Annotated in this window: 14 protein-coding genes; 9 read left to right on the plus strand and 5 right to left on the minus strand. The window is 72.2% G+C overall.

Features of this window, described 5'->3' with window-relative positions; all coding sequences use genetic code 11:
* Positions 1–195: 195 nt before the first annotated feature.
* Genes ACFVYA_RS17095 through ACFVYA_RS17110 form a run of 4 tightly spaced genes read left to right on the plus strand, consistent with a single transcriptional unit; the run spans position 196 to position 5,257 of the window.
* Complete coding sequence (locus ACFVYA_RS17095; RefSeq protein WP_387045955.1) at positions 196–3,066, plus strand: alpha/beta fold hydrolase; 2,871 nt, start codon at positions 196–198, stop codon at positions 3,064–3,066.
* A complete protein-coding gene (locus tag ACFVYA_RS17100) occupies positions 3,063–3,986 on the plus strand; it encodes an ABC transporter permease (RefSeq protein WP_387045957.1) in 924 nt (307 codons plus the stop codon). The genes ACFVYA_RS17095 and ACFVYA_RS17100 overlap by 4 nt, the downstream gene beginning before the upstream one ends.
* A gap of 27 nt (positions 3,987–4,013) precedes the next feature.
* Positions 4,014–4,484 carry a hypothetical protein gene (locus tag ACFVYA_RS17105; RefSeq protein ID WP_285993352.1) on the plus strand — a complete coding sequence of 157 codons (471 nt, stop codon included), beginning with the start codon at positions 4,014–4,016 and terminating at the stop codon, positions 4,482–4,484.
* 32 nt (positions 4,485–4,516) lie between these two features.
* Positions 4,517–5,257, plus strand: coding sequence for an enoyl-CoA hydratase/isomerase family protein (locus ACFVYA_RS17110; RefSeq protein ID WP_387045959.1), 741 nt, complete (start codon positions 4,517–4,519; stop codon positions 5,255–5,257).
* Here ACFVYA_RS17110 and ACFVYA_RS17115 read toward each other — a convergent pair.
* Entirely contained in the window at positions 5,254–5,757 is a 504-nt protein-coding gene (locus tag ACFVYA_RS17115) for an SRPBCC family protein (protein ID WP_285993354.1), read from the minus strand. The genes ACFVYA_RS17110 and ACFVYA_RS17115 overlap by 4 nt on opposite strands.
* A 224-nt stretch (positions 5,758–5,981) precedes the next feature.
* Here ACFVYA_RS17115 and ACFVYA_RS17120 point away from each other — a divergent pair, with 224 nt between their 5' ends.
* Positions 5,982–7,367, plus strand: a complete 1,386-nt coding sequence (locus ACFVYA_RS17120; RefSeq protein ID WP_387045963.1) for a S28 family serine protease — start codon at positions 5,982–5,984, stop codon at positions 7,365–7,367.
* Between the two features lie 59 nt (positions 7,368–7,426).
* A complete protein-coding gene (locus ACFVYA_RS17125) occupies positions 7,427–7,816 on the plus strand; it encodes a VOC family protein (RefSeq protein ID WP_387045965.1) in 390 nt (129 codons plus the stop codon).
* Between the two features lies 1 nt (position 7,817).
* Here the strand turns inward: ACFVYA_RS17125 and ACFVYA_RS17130 are convergent, their stop codons facing one another.
* The 3 genes from ACFVYA_RS17130 to ACFVYA_RS17140 form a co-directional block, all read right to left on the minus strand.
* On the minus strand, positions 7,818–8,165 hold the full coding sequence (locus ACFVYA_RS17130; protein WP_387045967.1) for an MmcQ/YjbR family DNA-binding protein: 348 nt from the start codon (positions 8,163–8,165) through the stop codon (positions 7,818–7,820).
* A gap of 218 nt (positions 8,166–8,383) precedes the next feature.
* Complete coding sequence (gene uvrB, locus ACFVYA_RS17135; protein ID WP_285993358.1) at positions 8,384–10,540, minus strand: excinuclease ABC subunit UvrB; 2,157 nt, start codon at positions 10,538–10,540, stop codon at positions 8,384–8,386.
* Between the two features lie 105 nt (positions 10,541–10,645).
* Complete coding sequence (locus tag ACFVYA_RS17140; protein WP_387045969.1) at positions 10,646–12,253, minus strand: DUF5685 family protein; 1,608 nt, start codon at positions 12,251–12,253, stop codon at positions 10,646–10,648.
* Positions 12,254–12,358: 105 nt separating this feature from the next.
* On the opposite strand from ACFVYA_RS17140, the gene ACFVYA_RS17145 reads away from it, so the two are divergent.
* Positions 12,359–12,877: a DUF402 domain-containing protein gene (locus tag ACFVYA_RS17145; protein WP_285993360.1), complete on the plus strand. Its 519-nt coding sequence runs from the start codon at positions 12,359–12,361 to the stop codon at positions 12,875–12,877.
* A gap of 214 nt (positions 12,878–13,091) precedes the next feature.
* Here ACFVYA_RS17145 and coaE read toward each other — a convergent pair whose 3' ends face one another.
* Positions 13,092–14,276: a dephospho-CoA kinase gene (coaE, locus tag ACFVYA_RS17150; protein WP_387045972.1), complete on the minus strand. Its 1,185-nt coding sequence runs from the start codon at positions 14,274–14,276 to the stop codon at positions 13,092–13,094.
* 154 nt (positions 14,277–14,430) lie between these two features.
* Here coaE and ACFVYA_RS17155 point away from each other — a divergent pair, with 154 nt between their 5' ends.
* Positions 14,431–14,673: a hypothetical protein gene (locus tag ACFVYA_RS17155; protein ID WP_387046035.1), complete on the plus strand. Its 243-nt coding sequence runs from the start codon at positions 14,431–14,433 to the stop codon at positions 14,671–14,673.
* A gap of 123 nt (positions 14,674–14,796) precedes the next feature.
* On the plus strand, positions 14,797–15,045 hold the full coding sequence (locus tag ACFVYA_RS17160) for a hypothetical protein (RefSeq protein WP_387045974.1): 249 nt from the start codon (positions 14,797–14,799) through the stop codon (positions 15,043–15,045).
* The last annotated feature ends 19 nt before the right edge of the window (positions 15,046–15,064 follow it).

Here is a 15,064-nt window from a genome sequence, read left to right on the forward strand (position 1 = left end):
ACCGCCGCGAAGGAATACTCCCCTCACAGCGGCTCCAGTGTGCAGGTTCCCCCCGCCGGAACGCCAGCCGAGATCGCCCACGTCACCGTGTTGGTCGTGTAATTCCGGTCACTTCGGTCCACCAGGTGGTCCCGGGCGTGTGATCACTGTGAGCCGCGGAGCACACTCTCAGGAAACTTCACCTACGGTCACGTCGTGCCCCGACTCCCGCTCCCGCGCACCCGCCGAGCCCGTCTCACGGCGCTCGGCGCCGTCGTGGTGGTGCTCGCCGCCGCGACCGTCCTCTGGGCGACGCGCGACACGGCCCCGCCCGCCGTGCCCACCCAGGACGCGCTGCTCGACCTGCCCGCCGCTCCCGGCTCGGCCGAGCAGGTCAAGATCGACACGACCACCTACCTCCCCGCGACCGTGCCCGCGCCCGCGGTACTGCTCGCGCACGGCTTCGGCGGGGACAAGAACAGCGTCGCCGACGACGCCCGCGAGCTCGCCCGGAAGGGCTTCGTCGTGATGACGTGGTCCGCGCGCGGCTTCGGCAAGAGCACCGGCAAGATCGGGCTCAACGACCCGGACGGCGAGGTCGCCGACGCGAGCCGCCTGATCGACCGGCTCGTGGCGCAGCACCAGGTGACGCTCGACGCGGGCGGCGACCCGAAGATCGCCGTCACCGGGGGCTCCTACGGCGGCGCGCTGTCGCTGCTGCTGGCCGGCACGGACAAGCGCGTCGACGCGATCGCGCCCATGATCACCTACAACGACCTCGCCCAGGGCCTGGTCCCGAACGCGGCGACCCCCGCGTCCACGGCCGCGGGCACTCCGTCCGCCGGCGCCTTTTCGCCCGACGGCGTCTTCAAGAAGAGCTGGGCCGGCATCTTCTTCTCGGCCGGTTCGGGCGCCGCGGCGAGCGGCTCGCCGTCGGCCGAAGCACCGGAAGCCGGCCAGGAGACCGACACCGGATCGACCGGCGCCGCCGGGACCGCCGCCGCGGGGGCCGCGCTGCCCGCCGGGCCGCCGGGCGCGGGCGGGCCGCGGAGTGCGCCGGCCGACCCGTGTGGCCGGTTCACCGCGGCGGTCTGCCGCGCCTACACCGAACTCGGCACCACCGGGCAGGCGAGCCAGGCGAGCGTCGACCTGCTGCGCCGCGTCTCCCCCGCCTCCGTGACGAGCAAGATCACCGTGCCGACGCTGCTGGTGCAGGGCGAGAGCGACACGCTGTTCGGCCTCGACCAGTCCGACGCGACCGCCCGGCAGATCACCGCGGCGGGCGGCAAGGTCAAGACCATCTGGTACACCGGCGGCCACGACGGCGGCAAGCCCGGCCCGCAGCTGCGCGCCAAGATCGGCGACTTCCTGAAGACGGCGCTGGACGGCGGCGACCCGGGCACCGGGTTCAGCTACGACGTCCAGGGCACGTTGCGCGCCAACGGGACGCCGTCGGTCCGCACGGTCAACGCGGCCGCCTACCCCGGGCTGACCGGGCCGGCGACCGAGCGGCGGCTGCTGGCGCTCGCCGGGCCCGCGCAGCCGGTGGTGCGCCCGGCCGGGGCGAACCCGTCGGCGGTCAGCGGGATCCCCGGGCTCAACGGCGTCGCGAGCAGCACGTCGCGGCTCGGCGCGCTGTTCAGCAACGACCCGCCCGGCCAGGCCGCGCAGTTCACCACCGCCGCGTTCGACGGCCAGGTCGTCATCAGCGGCGCCTCCACCGTGCGGCTGCAGGTCGCCGCGGACCCGGCGCACCCCCAGCCGGATGCGGTGCTGTTCGCGAAGCTCTACGACGTCGGGCCGGACGGCTCGCGCGTCCTGCCGGCCAACGCCATCGCGCCGTTCCGGGTGAGCGGGCTGCCCGCCGACGGCACGCCGGTCGACGTCACCGTGACGTTGCCCGGCATCGTCCGGCCGATCGAGGGCGGCCACTCGCTGCGGCTCGTCGTCGGCACCACCGACCAGGCGTTCGCCGCGCCGGCCGCGCCCGCGGTGTTCCGGATCGGGCTCGCCGGCGGCGCCGCGCTGGCCGTGCCCGTCGTGCCCGGGACGTCGGTCGGTTCCCCGGCCCCGGTCGGGCAGCTGGTGGGCATCGGCGTGACGCTGGCGATCGGCCTCGCCGCGGTGCTCTTCGCGGCCTTGCGCCGCCGTCGCGCCACCGACGCGGATCCGGAGCTCGCCACCACGCCGCTGGTCATCGAGGGGCTGCGCAAGGAGTACCCGGGCGGGTTCGTCGCGGTGAAGGACCTGTCCTTCCGCGTCGAGCCGGGCCAGGTGCTCGGCCTGCTCGGGCCGAACGGCGCGGGCAAGACGACGACCCTGCGGATGCTGATGGGCCTGATCACGCCGACGCAGGGCCACATCCGGGTGTTCGGGCACAAGATCACCGCGGGTGCCCCGGTGCTCTCGCGGATCGGCTCGTTCGTCGAAGGGTCCGGCTTCCTGCCGCACCTGTCCGGGCGGGCGAACCTCGAGCTGTACTGGGCTTCGACCGGACGTCCGGCGGACAAGGCGCACTTCGGGGAGGCGCTGGAGATCGCCGGGCTCGGCAACGCGGTCGAGCGCCGCGTGCGGACCTACAGCCAGGGCATGCGGCAGCGGCTGGCGATCGCCCAGGCGATGCTCGGCCTGCCGGAGCTGATGGTGCTCGACGAACCGACCAACGGGCTCGACCCGCCCCAGATCCACCAGATGCGCGAGGTGCTGCAGCGGTACGCCGCGACCGGCCGGACCGTGGTGGTGTCCAGCCACCTGCTGGCCGAGGTCGAGCAGACCTGCACGCACGTCGTGGTCATGCACCGCGGCTCACTGGTCGCCTCGGGCGAGGTCGGCGAGCTGGCCGCGGCCGGCGGCGAGGCGACGTTCCGGGTCGACGACCCGGCCGCGGCCGCGGCGGCGCTGAAGGCGCTCAGCGGGGTCATCGACGTCGACGTCGAGGGCGAGCTCGTGCACGCGAACCTCGGCGAACTGCCGCGGGCCGAAGGCGTGGCCGCGCTGGTGCGCGCCGGCGTCGCGGTGGAGCAGGCCGGGCCTCGGCGCCGGCTGGAAGACGCGTTCCTGCAACTGGTCGGAGATGAGTCGTCGTGAGTGAAGGTGTGCACACCGATCCGCACGCGCTCGACGAGCTGAGCGACCTCGCGTCGCAGGAGCACGCGGGTGTCGGGCCGGACGGCGCGGTCGAGGGCTACAGCGCCCGGCGGACGTTGCGGCTCGGCGTCGAGCTGCGGCGCCAGCTCAAGCGGCGGCGCACGCAGTTCCTGCTCGGGTTCGTCGCGATCCTGCCGTTCATCCTGGTGATCGCGTTCCAGCTCGGGCAGTCCAGCCCGAACCGGCGCAGCGGCGGCTTCGTCGACCTGGCCACGGCGTCCGCGCCGAACTTCGTCGTGCTGGCGCTGTTCGTGTCGGGGACGTTCCTGTTGCCGATGATCGTCGCGCTGTTCTTCGGCGACACCATCGCGAGCGAGGCGTCGTGGTCGAGCCTGAAGTACCTGCTGGCCGTGCCGGTGCCGCGGCAGCGGGTGCTGCGGCAGAAGGCGATCGTGTCCGGGCTGCTGTCGGCGTTCGCGCTCGTCCTGCTGCCCTTGGTGTCACTCGGCGTCGGGGTGCTCTGGTACGGCGCGGGCGACGCGATCAGCCCGACCGGCGACGCGGTGTCCTTCGGCGACAGCCTGCTCGCCATCGGGCTGTCCACCGTGTACATCATCCTGCAGCTGGCCTGGGTGGCCGGGCTGGCGCTGGCGCTGAGCGTGTCGACCGATGCCCCGCTCGGCGCGGTCGGCGGCGCGGTGCTGGTGGCGATCCTGTCGCAGATCCTCGACCAGATCACCGCGCTGGAGGGCCTCCGCAACTACCTGCCGACGCACTACGCGTTCTCCTGGATGGACCTCATCTCGACCGACGTCGACTGGACCAACCTGGCGAGCGGCATGCTGTCGGCGGCGATCTACGGAACGGTGTTCTTCCTCTACGCGGGGCGCCGGTTCGCTCAAAAAGACATCACCAGCTGACGTCTTCAACCGGCGTACGCTGCGGAAATGACCGCCGTGGAATGGCACCAGCCGCCCGCACCGCTGGTGAAGACGCTCAACGTGGTGCTCCGCGCGGTGCTACCCAGTCCGCTCGGCCGCGGCGTCGGCGAGTTCATGCTGCTCGCCTTCGCCGGCCGCCGCACCGGGCGGCACTACCGCGTGCCGGTCACCGCGCACCGCGACGCCGAGGGGCTGTGCGCGCTGACACCGGCGGGCTGGCGGCTCAACTTCCGCGGCGGCGCGGACGCCGACGTGACGTTCGCCGGCCGGACGACGCCGATGCGCGGCGTGCTCGTCGAGGACGTCACCGAGGTCGCGAAGATCTACTCCGACCGCATCACCGAGCTGGGGATGCGCCGGGCCGCCCGCACGATCGGCCTGAAGTTCCCCCTCGGCCGGCTGCCGACCCTCGACGAGGTCGCCGAGCTGGCGCGCCGGGAGCACTTCGGCGTCGTCCGGTTGAGCGTCCGGGCCTGACCGGCCCGCCCGGGCCGCGGTACGGTCGGGCCGTGACGATCACCCTGGACAGCCACCGCGACGTCGCCGTGCTCCGGATCGACCACGGCGGGGGCAACACCCTCGACACGGACTCGTGCCGGGCGCTGGTGCGGGGGCTCGAAGAGGCCGAACAGGCCCGCGCCGTGGTGCTCACCGGGACCGGCGGCATCTTCTGCGCGGGCGTCGACCTCAAGCGGCTCGACGAAGGCGGCGCACCGTACGTGGCGGAGTTCCTGCCACTGCTGTCCGACACGCTGCTGGCGGTGTTCGGCTGCCCGCGTCCGGTGGTCGCCGCGCTGAACGGCCACGCCGTCGCCGGGGGCGCGGTGCTCGCCGCGGCCTGCGACCACCGCGTGCTGGGCGCCGGCAAGATCGGCGTGACCGAACTGCTCGTCGGGCTGCCGTTCCCGTTGGCCGCGCTGGAGATCCTGCGGTGCGCCTACGGGACGGCACAGTTGCCGTCGCTCACCTACTCGGGTGGAACCTGGGGCGGTGCGGAGGCCTTGGCCCGCGGGCTGGCCGACGAGCCGGCGCCGCCGGCGGAGGTGCTCGAGCGCGCCGTCGCCGTCGCGGCCCGCCTCGGCGACCTGCCCGCCGGACCGTTCGCCCACACCAAGGCCCAGATCCGGCAGCCGTTCCACGAGCGGATCGCCGAATACCGCCACTCGGACGACCCGCGGGTGGAGCGGCTGTGGCAGTCCGCCGAAGCGCTCGCCGCCGTCAAGTCCTATGTGGACCGGGTGCTCCGCTAGACGGCGTGCACGCCGCTTTCGGCGAGTGCCTTGATGCCGTCGACGGTCTTCTGCATGTTGGCCTGCAGCTCGCCGAGCCGCATCGCGACGATTTCCTCTTCGTGCTCGGGCATGGAGCCGATGATCGTCGTGAGGTTGGACGGGCCGGGGCCGATCTGCGCCCACTGGCGCAGGATCGTGCCGTCGCCGTCCGGGACCAGCTCGAAGCGCCACGACGCGGCCGGGTTCGTCACGTCCATCACGGCCCACGCGAACAGCCGCTCGGGCTCGTAGCCGGTGACGGTCGAGACGGTCTCCCACTCCCCGGCGACCGGGTGGGAGTTGCGGCCGCGGAACCGCGCGCCGAGGCCGGGCTCGGCGCCCTCGACCCAGCCGCCGCCCTGGAACTCGGTGGAGAACCGGGCCGGCAGGTCGACGTCCAGCAGCCAGGACCAGACCTCGGCCGGCCGCGCGGCGATGCGGACCTCGACCTGGGTCGTCGGGCAGTCGGAAACCTTCATGGCGGACCCCTCGCTCGATGGCGGTGCCTACGGATTCGGACCGTAACGTGGCCCGGATCACGCGGACAACTCGCATGATGCCCGCGACTGCGCACGCCTGAGGACGCGGCGCCACCCCTCGAAAGTCGGATCCTGACCCATTCTGCGCCCGGACAGCCGATTGCCGACCGGCGCCGGTTCTGTGAGGGTCCCACCGAGGGTTCGGTGAGCCGGGAGGGTGCTCGATGCGCAGACTTTTCACCACGGGTGCGGTCCTGCTCGCGCTGGCCGGCCTGGCGCCGGCGGCCGCGGCGGCGCCCGACATCAAGGCACAGCTGCAGCGGATCCCGGGGCTGACGATCGTTTCCGAGGACGCGGCGCCGGCCGGGTTCCGGTTCTTCAAGCTGACCTACACCCAGCCCGCCGACCACCGGCACCCCGGCGCGGGCACGTTCCAGCAGCGGTTCACCCTGCTGCACCGCGACTTCGCCGCCCCCACGGTCGCCTTCACGAGCGGCTACAACGTCAGCGCCTCGCCGAACCGTTCGGAACCGACGCAGATCGTCGACGGCAACCAGCTGTCGATGGAGTACCGCTACTTCACGCCGTCGCGGCCGGAGCCGGAGAACTGGGCGAAGCAGCTGACGATCTGGCAGGCGGCGGCGGACGAGCACCGCGCGGTGCAGGCGTTCAAGGCGATCTACCCGGGCAAGTGGCTGGCCACCGGCGGCAGCAAGGGCGGCATGACCGCCACGTACTTCCGGCGGTTCTTCCCCGACGACGTCGACGCGACCATCCCGTACGTCGCGCCCAACGACGTCATCGACCCGATCGACGTCTACAACCGGTTCCTCTCGCGCGTGGGCAACGACCCGGCGTGCCGCGACGCCCTGAAGGCGATCCAGCGCGACGCGCTGAAGCGGCGTGACGAACTGGGGGCGATCGCCGCGGCCGACGCGGCGCAGCGCGGGCTGACGTTCTCGATCGTCGGATCGGCCGACAAGTCCCTCGAGATCTCGGTGATCGACTCGTACTTCGCGTTCTGGCAGTACCAGAAGCAGTCGGACTGCGCGACGGTGCCGCCGCCGGGCGCGCCCGCGGCGGACGTCTACGCCTGGTACGAGAAGGTCGAGAGCCTCAACACCTACTCGGACCAGGACCTGGCGCCCTACATCCCGTACTACTACCAGGCGGCGGTGCAGCTGGGCTCGCCCGAGGCGTACGACGGCTACCTCCGCGACCTGCTGCGCTACCCCGGCGCCGACCAGCCGAAGACGTTCGTACCGGCGTCGATCCGCCTGCCGCGCTTCGACTACCCGGCGATGCCCGACATCGACTTCTGGGTGAAGTCCCGCGGCACCCGCCTGCTGTTCGTGTACGGCTCGAACGACCCGTGGGGCGCCGAGCCGTTCGAGCTGGGCTTCGGCAGCCGCGATTCGTACCGGTACTACGTGCAGGGCGGCAACCACGGGTCGAAGATCGCCCAGCTGGCCCCGGCCGACGCGGCGGCGGCCACGGCGACGGTCCGCCGCTGGGCCGGGCTGCCACCGGTTTCGTCGTTGGCTCTTCGCTCGGCTCCGGCGGCCTTCCCGGACTTCGACGCGGACCTGACGCCTCGGGCGCGGCTGTAACTTTTCTCAGGCCGGGCGTACTCTCACCACACCTGACGGCCCGGCCTGAGGAGGCGCGCATGCCTCGTCCCGTCCACTTCGAAATCCACGCGGGCGACCCCGAACGCGCGGTGGCGTTCTACACGGCGGTGTTCGGCTGGAAGTTCGAGCGCTGGGGCGATGTCCCCTACTGGATGATCTCGACCGGCGAAGGCGACGGAATCGACGGCGGTCTCCTCCCCCGCCAGGGTCCGGCACCCGAGGCATCGGCCCCGGTCCACGGGTTCGTCAACACGATCGGCGTGGCGAACCTGGACGAGGCACTGGGCGACGTCAACCGGGCGGGCGGAACGCTGGCCCTGCCCAAGAACCCGGTTCCCGGCGTGGGCTGGCTGGCGTACTGCAAGGACACCGAGGGCAACGTCTTCGGCATGCTGCAGCCGGACGAGAGTGCGCCCGCGCCGGAGTGACTCAGGGCCGCTCGGCCTTGGGCAACCGCCGGACGACCCGGTCGTAGGAAGCATCGACGAGTTCTTCGAGCTCGGCGTCCGGAACCCCGGCGCCGAGTTCGACGCGGTTCCAGCCGTAGCGGCCGAGGTAGTCCATGACGCTGACGGCACCCGGGTAGCGAGCCCGGAGCCCGGCGGCCTCTTCCCGGGTGGCCCCGCACTTGACGGCGACGCTGCCGGGCGGGTCCTGGCCGATGAAGGCGAAGCCCTTGCCGCCGACTTTCGCGACGAGGACGTGGTCGCCGAAGGGGTAGGTCTCTTCGGCGCCGGGCTTGGCGAGGCAGTAGGCGACGACGGCTTCGAGGTTCACGGCTGGAGCTCCACCAGTTCGAGGTCGGTCTGCGGGAAGTCCTCGCCGGTGCACAGCAGTCTTCCCACTCATCCCTCGGGATCGGGTTTCCCGAGTTCCTCCTGCGGTATCAACGGCCAGATCTCCTCTTCCAGCACCCGCCGCATCCGCTTCAGCCGCTCTACGGCGTTCTCTCGCTTCCTGAGCTGGTCACGACGCAACCGGAGCGCCTCGCAGCGCTACTTGATGCCGGCCGCGTCCATGCCCCTCAGCTCCTTCTTCAAGTCCGAGATCTCGTCGCGCAACCGCGCCGCCAGCTCGAACTGGAGGTCTCGCGCCGCCTGCATCATCTGGTCGGTCATCTGCTGGATCAGATCCGCCAGCTGGGCGCGCGGCATCGCCGAAACGTTCTTGTCGACCAGCATCCCCGAGCTGCGCACCCGGTCGCCCTGCTCGGGCTTCTTGCCGCGCGAGGAGTTGCGGCCCGAGCCGCCCACCGAGACCTGCTCGGTGTCCTCGGCCTCGCTGTACACCCGGTCGAGGATGTCCGCGATCTTCTTCCGCAGCGGCTGGGGGTCGACGCCACGCTCCTTGTTGTAGGCGACCTGCTTCTCGCGGCGGCGGTCCGTCTCGTCGATCGCGTGCTTCATCGAGTCGGTGATCTTGTCCGCGTACATGTGGACCTCGCCCGACACGTTCCGCGCCGCGCGGCCGATCGTCTGGATCAGCGACGTCCCGCTCCGGAGGAAGCCCTCCTTGTCCGCGTCGAGGATCGCCACCAGCGACACCTCCGGCAGGTCGAGACCCTCGCGCAGCAGGTTGATGCCGACCAGCACGTCGAAGTCGCCCGCCCGCAGCTGCCGCAGCAACTCGACGCGCCGCAGCGTGTCGACCTCCGAGTGCAGGTAGCGCACCCGGATGCCGAGCTCCAGCAGGTAGTCGGTCAGGTCCTCGGACATCTTCTTGGTCAGCGTGGTGACCAGGACCCGCTCGTCCTTGTCCGCCCGCTCCCGGATCTCGTGCACCAGGTCGTCGATCTGGCCCTCGGTCGGCTTCACGACGACCTTCGGGTCGACCAGGCCGGTCGGCCGGATCACCTGCTCGACGAACTCGCCGCCCGCCTGGCCCATCTCGTAGGGCCCCGGCGTCGCCGACAGGTACACCGTCTGGCCGATCCGGTCGGAGAACTCCTCCCAGGTCAGCGGCCGGTTGTCGACCGCGCTCGGCAGCCGGAAGCCGTACTCGACCAGGTTCCGCTTCCGGGACATGTCGCCTTCGTACATGCCGCCGATCTGCGGGACGGTCTGGTGCGACTCGTCGATCACCAGCAGGAAGTCGTCCGGGAAGTAGTCGATCAGCGTCGCCGGCGCCGTGCCCGGGCCGCGGCCGTCGATGTGGCGCGAGTAGTTCTCGATGCCGGAGCAGAACCCGACCTGCCGCATCATCTCGATGTCGTAGGCCGTGCGCATCCGCAGCCGCTGCGCCTCCAGGAGCTTGCCTTGCCGCTCCAGCTCGGCGAGCCGCTCCTCGAGCTCCTTTTCGATTCCCTGGATCGCCTTTTCCATCCGCTCCGGGCCGGCGACGTAGTGCGTCGCCGGGAAGATGCGGACCTCGTCGACCTCCTTGACGATGTCGCCGGTCAGCGGGTGCAGGTAGTACAGCTTCTCGACCTCGTCGCCGAAGAACTCGACGCGGATCGCGAGCTCCTCGTAGGCCGGGATGATCTCGACGGTGTCACCGCGCGCGCGGAACGTGCCGCGCGCGAAGGCGATGTCGTTGCGCGTGTACTGGACGTCGACCAGCGCCCGCAGGAAGACGTCCCGGTCGAGCTGCATGCCGACCGCGAGCTTCGAGGACCGGTCCAGGTACGACTGCGGCGTGCCCAGGCCGTAGATGCAGGAGACACTGGCGACCACGATGACGTCCCGGCGCGACAGCAGGTTCATCGTCGCCGAGTGGCGCAGCCGCTCGACGTCGTCGTTGATCGACGAGTCCTTCTCGATGTAGGTGTCCGTCTGCGCGATGTACGCCTCGGGCTGGTAGTAGTCGTAGTAGCTGACGAAGTACTCGACCGCGTTGTTCGGGAACAGCTCGCGCAGCTCGTTCGCCAGCTGCGCGGCCAGGGTCTTGTTGGGCGCCATCACCAGCGTCGGCCGCTGGACGCGCTCGATCAGCCACGCCGTCGTCGCCGACTTGCCGGTGCCGGTGGCGCCGAGGAGCACGACGTCCTTCTCGCCCGCCTTGATCCGGCGTTCGAGCTCGTCGATGGCCGCCGGCTGGTCACCGGCGGGCTGGTAGTCACTGACCACCTCGAACCGGCCGCCGGTCCGCGGGATCTCCGAGACGGGCCGGAAGTCGGACTGGGCGAGCACGGGGTGTTCGGTTGCGAAAGCCACGGGGACCAGAGTAGGCCGACCCACCGACAATTTCCGTCGGGCCTGGTCAGCGCACTCGGAACACCGTGACCGACGTGACATCGCCGCCGGTGCGGAGGGTGTCTCTCAGCAGCTGCAGTCGCAACAGCCGCAACATTCGCAACAACCGTCACAGCCGCAGTCGCACCCGTCGCACGTGCTCACCGGTTTCCCGCTCCACGGGCCGGGATAGGGATCGCGGCAGCAGAACTGGCAGGTGCAGCACATGTAGGGGGTGAGGGCGCAGCCGAGGAAGAGGTTGCGCTTCTTGGGCGGGACGGCGAACTTCGGGTACCAGAGGCCGCCGCCCTTGCCGTCGTAAGGCTCGGATTTGCCGGAGTCTCCGGGGTCTCCAGGGTTTCCGGGGTCCTTGGGGCCGCCGGGACCACCTGGGCCGCCCGGTCCACCAGGTCCGCCTGGGCCACCGGGTCCACCGGGGCCGCCGGGACCACCCGGGCCGCGGCCGCCGGGGCCGTTCGGACCGGGAGCGCCCGGCGGCGGGACCGGACCTGGCGGCGGGAAACCGTGCGGCCGCGGGGAACCACCCCAGCCGGGCGGCGCCTGGTGCGGATGCTGCTGCGGCGACGGCCCGGGCCCGATCCAGCCCGGCGGCGCCTGGTGCGGGTGTTGCGGCGGCGTCGGCCCCGGCCCGATCCACCCGGGCGGCGGCTGTTGCCCCACCGGTTCGCCCGGCCAGGAGCCGGGAGCCGAGCCGCGACCAGGGGCCGATCCGTGGCCGGAAGGCGCGCCCTCCCCCGAGCCGTGGCCGTGGGACCAGCCGTGGCCAGTGGCAAAGCCGCCGGCGTGGTCAGGGGCCGAGCCGTGGGCGTGGGCGTGGGACAAGCCGTGGCCGAAGGCCCGCCGCACAGCTTGGCGCAGCTCGTGGACCAGCAGCGCGTGCACCAGGGCCGGCTCGGCGAACTCCGCCTCGCGCAATGCCAGCTCCACCCCCAGCACCGCGTCATCGCAGAGCCGCCTGGCCTCCTCCGGGCCCGTTCCCGTGGCCAGCAACGGGTTCCACGCCCCCGCCGCCGCGTCGGCCGCGTAGTCCTCCACCGCGTCCAGCAAGTGCGCCACCCGGCCGAACAACCGGCCCGCCTCGGCCAGCGCGGCGGCGTTGCCCGGCTTGCCCGCCAGCTCCGCCGTTCGGGCGAACGCCGCCGCCGTTGCCCGCTCGGCCGGTTCCGTCGCCAGCAGCGGCGAGTCACCGAGCCGGACCGACGACTCCAGCGAGCCCTGGCCCTCGACCGCCTCCGTCAGCACCGTCGTGTCGAACCCCACCTGGCCGCCCGTACGGCGCCCCTGCGCGGTCCAGCGGGCCGCGACCCGGCGCGCGGCCGCCGCCACCGGGCGCCTTCCAAACGCTCCGTCGCCGTCCTCGACGTGGTCGCCGACCTTGGCCGCCGCCAGGACCAGGGACACCGCCGCCGCCAGCCGGGCGCCCTCGCCGCGGGCCACCGAGGCCGTCCGCATGCCGCGCAGCGGGCACGGGCCCGCTTCGCGCCGGCCGTCCGCGCGCGGCGTCTGCGCCTCGACCAGCACCGAGATGATCAGCCCGTCGTAGTTGGTGACCACGCGGGCGAACTGGCCGTGTTCGTCGCGCAGCGTGAGGCACAGACCGCACAGGTGGGCCAGCCAATCCGCGTGCAGGCCTTCGGCCAGCCGGTGCCGGCACGGCCTGATGATCCCGAACATCCCCAGTTCCCCCTCTTTCCCGGACGCTCGGCGCACTTTAGCCCGAACGCGTGATGCCCGGGGTGGCAGTTCGCGTTTCGTGACCGGCCCGGCAGGATGACCCACATGGCCGCACTGCACCCCCCGAAGGTCGAGGTCTTCGACCCCGCCGCGCGCGCGAACATCGACCCGAAGGGCATCCTGCGGGAGGTCGAGGAGTTCCGCGTGGAGCCGTTCGGCCTGTACCTCGCCCGGCCGACCCCGGGCCGCGCCCAGTTCCACTACCTCGAGTCGTGGCTGGTGCCCGGGCTCGGCCTCCGCTTCACCGACTTCTGGTTCTCGCCCGGCCACGAACGCGATCAGGACTTCTACCTGGACGTCGTCCGCGTCCACCGGGACGGCCCGCGCTGGGTCGCCACCGACCTCTACGTCGACATCGTGCTGAAGGACAAGCTCTCCCTCCGGGTGATCGACACCGACGAGCTCCTCGAGGCCCTCGAAGCGGGCCTGGTCACCGCCGAAGAGGCCGAGTTCGCGCTGAAGACCACCTACACCGCCGTCGAGGGGCTGGCCGCGCACGGCTACGACCTCGCCGCCTGGCTGGCCACCCTCGACATCGCGCTGACCTGGCGGCGCCACCCCTGACCTCGGGGGCGCCGGAGCCGGGCGGGCGACCAGTGCCGACGAGAAACAGAAGCACGATGGACGCCGTGGCCACGGCCCCCGGCCAGGCCGGCGCTCGGCGTCCTCTACGGCCTGGCCTTCCTCGTCGCGAACGGGCGGTACTACTACACCGCCGGGATGTTCGGCGTGCTGTGAGCTGGGCCGAGATCTGGCCGCAGCTCAAGGACACGCGGACCTAAGGCGCCCAGCCGGTGGCGGCCGCCCACTTCTCCGCGCGGGCGAACGCGCCGTTGACCCACTCCTGCTTCTCGTCGGCGTAAGCCTCGACCGTGCCGTCGGCGGCGTGCGCCTCGGCGAGCCGCAGTTTCACGTCGCGGTAGTCGTCGCGCTCTTCCGGGTTCGCCCGCAGGAAGTCGCGGAAGAGCAGCGCGAGCCGCCACGCGGGCGTCTCCACCGACCGGACGTGCAGGTTCACCGGGCGCCGCGGGTCGGCGCCCACGTGCAGGCGCTTGGGCCACGTCCCGGTTCCGTCCTGGGCGTCGTCGCCCCAGTCGCCCTCCAGCCGCGGGAACCCGGCGTCGGCCAGCAGCCCGCCCAGCGTGTCGGCGTCATCCAAAGTGGACACCGTCAGCTGCAGGTCGAGGACGTCCTTGGCGGGCAGGCCGGGCACGGCCGTCGACCCGATGTGGTCCGCGCGGCGGGCCAGCTCCCCCGCCGCGGCGCGGACGCGGGCCAGGACCCGCTCGGCCTGAGCCGGCCAGCCGAGGTCGTATTCGGCGATCTTCGGCGACATCGGCGGCCGCGGCCGGCGCAGCCGCACGTTGGCCTCGAACGGCACCAGCCGGTCCGCCCACAGCGCGTCGACCTCGGCGAGCACGGCGTCTTCGGCGCCGCCGTTGTCCAGCCAGACGTCCGCGACGGCCCGGCGCTGCTCGGTGCTCGCCTGCGCCCGGATCCGCGCCCGGGCGTCCTCCTCGGCCATCCCGCGGGCCGACACCAGCCGCCGCACCCGCACCTCGACCGGCGCGTCGACGACCACGACCAGGTGGTAGGCCGCCGCGAGGCCGTTCTCGACCAGCAGCGGGATGTCGTGGACGACGATCGCGTCCGGCTTCGCGGCCGCCATCAGCTCCCCGGTCCGGACGCCGACCAGGGGATGCACGATCGCGTTCAGCCGGCGACGCGACTCGTCGTCGGCGAAGGCCTTCGCCGCCAGCACGGGCCGGTCGAGCGAGCCGTCCGCGGCCAGGATCTCCGGACCGAACTCCGCGACCAGCCGGGCGAGCCCTTCGGTACCGGGTTCGACCACCTCACGGGCGATCCGGTCGGAGTCGACCAGCACCGCGCCGTGTTCGGCGAGCCGGTTCGCCACGGTCGACTTCCCGGCCCCGATCCCACCCGTCAACCCCACACGCAACATGCCGATCACCCTAGTCACGCGGCAGTCGCACCCTCCCTGGACACGTCCGGTCGGATCTGCGCCATCTGTGTGACAAGTGGGAAAATGTCGTAACACTCAGCTGGTTCGGTCGACATCACCGGCGAGGGTGCGTCATCGAGGGGGACTCGTGAGGATGACGAAGATCAGCAGGCAGGCCGCGGCCGTGCTCTGCGCGGGCTGGCTCGCCGTGGCCGTGCCGGAGGCCGCGGCAGCGGCGCCCGCACCGGCGGCGAGCGCGGCCGCGCCGCCGGGGCCGTGCCTGTCCGGCGTCCGCCGGGCGCAAGTGGCGTACCAGCCCGCCCCGGGGCAGCGGCTGTACGTCGTGCAGTACGCGTGGGTGCCGTTCACCACCTCGGCGCCATGCCTGAAAAACTGACGATCCGCAAGCCGATCGTGACGCGTGACTCAACCGATATCCGGACACGCCGTGTTGCTTACCCACCTCGAACCGCGCCAGTGCGTACGGTGCGCGCGACAGCGTCGCCCACGCGGAGGAACGATGGCGCACAGCAAGCACGTCGGGAGGCACCGGCTCGGCACGCCGGAGCTGGTGCACTGCGTGGTTCATCGCCCGGTGGCCGAGGCACTGGCGGACTACCGGCGAACCTGGCTGAGCACGCTGCTGGTCCCGGCCAAGCACAGCTTCGCCGGCCTCCGCCGCAAGGCCCGCGCCGCGGCGCTCGAGCGCATCTGGGTGCCGTCCGTCAGCCCGGCCCGCTCGGTCGCGGTGACCGTGCGCGCCGCCTGAGCTGGGACAAGCCGGGAGC

It is taken from the genome of Amycolatopsis sp. NPDC058278 (assembly GCF_042881395.1).
GTDB lineage: Bacteria > Actinomycetota > Actinomycetes > Mycobacteriales > Pseudonocardiaceae > Amycolatopsis.